This is a genomic window from Streptomyces sp. NPDC006384 (assembly GCF_042870695.1).
In the GTDB taxonomy this organism is placed as follows: Bacteria; Actinomycetota; Actinomycetes; order Streptomycetales; family Streptomycetaceae; genus Streptomyces.
Map to the genome: position 1 here is coordinate 1 of NZ_JBIAHR010000056.1, position 3949 is coordinate 3949.

At 68.9% G+C, this 3949-nt stretch carries 4 protein-coding genes; all 4 read right to left on the reverse strand.

The genetic code is table 11. The annotated features are described in order from the left end of the window. Positions 1-564: 564 nt before the first annotated feature. A complete protein-coding gene (locus tag ACFYOJ_RS36195) occupies positions 565-1242 on the reverse strand; it encodes a hypothetical protein (RefSeq protein WP_356559373.1) in 678 nt (225 codons plus the stop codon). Between the two features lie 136 nt (positions 1243-1378). Further along, the gene (locus tag ACFYOJ_RS36200) at positions 1379-2194 is read right to left on the reverse strand and encodes a hypothetical protein (RefSeq protein ID WP_356559375.1); all 816 of its coding nucleotides are present in this window, start codon (positions 2192-2194) and stop codon (positions 1379-1381) included. Next, entirely contained in the window at positions 2191-3015 is an 825-nt protein-coding gene (locus ACFYOJ_RS36205) for a sigma-70 family RNA polymerase sigma factor (protein WP_356559377.1), read from the reverse strand. Before ACFYOJ_RS36205 ends, ACFYOJ_RS36200 begins: the two co-directional genes overlap by 4 nt. 74 nt (positions 3016-3089) lie before the next feature. After that, on the reverse strand, positions 3090-3317 hold the full coding sequence (locus tag ACFYOJ_RS36210; protein ID WP_356559379.1) for a hypothetical protein: 228 nt from the start codon (positions 3315-3317) through the stop codon (positions 3090-3092). Positions 3318-3949 lie beyond the last annotated feature (632 nt).

The following is a 3949-nucleotide window of genomic DNA, read 5'->3' on the forward strand; positions in this document are numbered from 1 at the left end:
GCAGCGACCTCATAGACGGCTGCCTCGCCGAGACCGGCCTGACCATCAGACCCGCCTGAGCAACCCAGCGACATCACGAGTTCAACCTCAGTAGGCGCTATTAGTCCACGGGCCTAGCTGTCCCGCGTGGACCGCCACGAACGGGGGATGGCGGCCCGGGTCTTCGCCAGGACAACGCCGGTAACCGGGTCACGGTGCACCGGGACGTTCAGGCCCCAGTCGGCGTCACCGGCCGTAAGCCGGCCTCCGACCCACGAGGCATCGGTGGTCCCCAGCTCGCGCCCGGCGAGTGGGCCGCCCGCGAAGCGAACGATCAAAGTAGTACCGTCTACCGTCGTCTGGCGGGAGCTCCCTGTCTTACCCCTTGGTGGGGCTCAGCGCCCGGAGGGCAGCACCGGTTCCGACGGCTTCCGTCGCGACCCGGCCTCCGGCAACCGGACCGAGCGCGCCCCGAGACCCGACCCAAAGCCGCAGGCAAGGGCATTGTGCCCAGCTCGATCGCAGGCGCGCGTCCGGCCAGGCGGCCGACCTGGCGGTCGCGGCCAGGCTCTCTCGTTGGAGCGGTCAGAAACCGTCCTCGTCGCCTCCTGAAACGTTGCCGAGACCAGCGAGATCTTCCTCGGTGAAAGGCTCTCCCAGGTCGGGCAGCCTAAAGAGCGCTCCCAACCCGCTCCCCGCCTCCGTGAATACGATGGCGCGGTCGATAGGCCTGTACAGTGACGCCTTTCCCAGCGGCGCGTCGCAGGCGCGGCACCGCCACGGGCGTTGGAGGGTTCTCCACTGGGCCCGCCTACATGCCGGGCAGGTCACGAAGTATGCGGACGGCCCGAGAGGGGTCGCCCAGCTCGCGTATCCGCCGCGGGGCCGGTGCCCAGGCTCGTTCCACGGCGAGGGCTCCGAGGTCTTACCGATGATGACAAATTCGCCACCGGGCCACCGACAGCTGCAGGAGGCCTTGCACGCGCATGCACGCGTCTGCGCCAGCTCCTTCGTCTTCTCGAGACGCGGGATACCGGGGCCTTTCACCTCGAGCCACGTGCCTATTTCAGGAAGCCAGAAGTCGGGGAGGTACAGCGTGCCGGAGGGCAGCGTGATCAGTTCGGGCTCGTAATGCCAGGCGATGCCTTTGCTGTCCAACGTGGCAGCCCAGTCGGCCTCGAGCCGAGACCGGAAGGTGACTCCGTGGTAGAGGGTCGGGACAGCGTCTATGGCCGGGATAGAGCTGTCGGGGTCGTCAATCAATGTGAGGCTCCAGTCCTGGCTCGGTAACCGGCGCCGACCGCCGGCAGAGGCCGCACGGAGACAGTAGACGACGCTCGCAGACAGCTCACGGGGCCTCCTCCTGCCTGAAGCGGTGGCTGCCCGGAGCAGAGTCGGGTCACCGTTTCGCGGTTTTGCCCACAGTTCGAGGCACTGTCTCAGCGGGGTCCCGGGTAACGGGTGCGGGAGGGGGCTCCTTCGCCTCAGGACGGGTGCTTGGCGTCGCGAGCAGCTCCTGGACTTGTTGGGCGAAGCCGACGCCGGGGAGGGGCAGTTCGGTTTCGGGTTCGCGGAGGTAACCAGCGGCGACCACCCCGGGGATGTAGGCCATTAGCTTGAGGACTGCGGCCGACCTTGAGCGGGTGGAGGTTGCAGAGAGGTGGCGCAGGACCCGGAGGATGGTAGTGGTGGAGGAGCTGGTGATGACGTGGTTGGCGGGGTGCCAGCGTCGGTCGCAGTACGGCTCGGGGTCGTCTTGATCAGGGTCGGGTGATGGGGGTAGGGGTTGGACGTCGTCGGTCTGGTGGTGCCACCAGTCGGCTGCGGCGCCTTCTCCTTGGGCGAGGTGGTGGAGGTAGAGGCAGTAGGCGGCGGCGGCATGTCCGGCGCCGGCGGCGTACTGCCACCAGAACCGTGCCCCCTCGTCGGTGTCGGACAGCTGCAGGACGCAGGCGAGGGCGAGGGCGCTGCGGGGCGCGGGGACCTGGTCGGTGAGGAAGTCGGCGACGGCGGTGGGTGGGGTGTGGGTGAGGAGGGTTTCGCACAGGGCGCGCAGGTCTTCGGCCGCCCCGTTGAGTGAGCTGTCCTGGGCAGGGGCGGGTGCGGGTGGCAGTGCGCCGGCCGTGGGTGGTGTGGGGCGGGGGGCGGCTTCGCGGGGGATGGTGCGGTTGCGGACGAGGAGGGCTCTGGAGAGGCGTTCTTCGATGTGGCTCACAGGGTGGTCCCTTCAGGGCTGGGCGGCGGGATGACGCTGTCCAGGAAGCGGGTGGCGTGGCGTTCGTCGGAGCGGATGGTGGCCAGGGAGGTGCCCAGGAGGGCGGAGGCGGCTTCATGGGTGAAGCCGCACAGGCGGCGCAGGACGATGACGTCGAGCTGACGGTCGGGCAGGCGGCTGATGGCGGTGAACAGTTCGAGGGTTTCGTCGAGCTCGTTGGCGTAGTCGGCCGGATCGGTGAGGTTCTGCAAGATGACGGTGTCGAAGGCAGCGCCGCCGAGTTCGGGCCGGCCGTCGCGGTGGGGGGTGCGGGCCATGACGGTGGTGCGCAGGACGTTCCAGGCGTAGCGGCGGGTGTCGTGGTGGGCGAGGGCCTCGTTCCAGGACAGCCAGAGGCGGTTGAACGTGGCGTCCACGGCGTTGTCGCGCTGGTCGTCGTCGAGGAAGACCTGGGCGTAGAGCGCGTAGTCGTTCTCGACGAGTTCGCGGAAGGCGCCGTGGTCAAGGGGCGGGTTGGTGTGGGTGGCCGTCACGGTGGTGCGGTCGGTGCAGCCGTTGATCCATTCGCTGCTCCTGTGGGCTTCCAGGGCCGCCTGGCTCCACAGCCGGTACAGGGGCCAGTTCGGCATGCCCAGCTCGAGGGCGAGCAGGATGACAATCTCCCAGCGGGGGTAGAGGCCGACGCCGCGCAGCAATTCGGAGATCTTCGACTTGGCGAAGCGGACCCGGCCGCTGAGCTCGTTCAGGGTCAGGCCGCTGGCCAAGTAGGCGGTGCGCATCGGGTCGAGCCAGGCCCGGTGGGCGCTGCCAACGTTCTCCACGATGGGTCCGAGCTTGCGCCCTGGCCGGGCGGGTACGGGTCTGCCAGGGGGTACGGGGGGTTCGGTCGGTGTCGTCACGGGACGTCGTCCTCCTTGTCCGCACTCGCGTCCGGGCGCTCGGCGCCGGGCGGGGGAGCGGTGCGGGAGCGGACGGTGTAGATGATCTGCTGCACGGTCAGGGTGAGGGCCGGGGCGAGCGCGGCCACCGCGGCCGTCTCGTCGGCGGCCACCATCACCACACTCCAGGCGAACACAGTCGCCGTGACCGTGACGGTGGTGAGCGCTATCTGCCGAGGATTCATACGGGGTTCTCCCCTTCGTCGTCATGTCAGCCATGTGAGCCCGGCGGCCCCATCCGGAAGGCGCGCCGGCACCCCGGGCAGACGGGTGCCGAGGCCGCCGCGCTGGGGAGGGCAACCAGCATGGCCAGACAGGGAGTTGCTACGCCACGTGATCAAGAAATCACGGAACAATCGCGATCACAGCGGTCCCGGCTCGGCCCGGGAGAACATCAGCAGCCGAGGGGCAAGTAGGCGCGCTGGAGGGTGGAAGTTCCCGGTTCTCCTTGCAATTGCACGCCGAAGCGACGTCAATAGGACATGACGCCGTTGGTGTCGGCCTTCCATCCGGAAGGGCCCCTCCCCGTGCCGAGAACAAAAGGGGAGCGGGCATCCGCTCTCGCCTGGCCGGCCTTAGAGGCCAGGCGAGAGCGCAACCCCACGCAGGGCCACGAGGACCGTAGACCACAGCACTGACACTCCCCGCAGCCTGCTCGCACAGCGGCCCCGCCAACCGCACCACCTCCGAGCGCAGCCCTCGCCGGAGCACCACACCCCCGTCCTACTGAGGTTGAACTCGTGATGTCGCTGGGTTGCTCAGGCGGGTCTGATGGTCAGGCCGGTCTCGGCGAGGCAGCCGTCTATGAGGTCGCTGC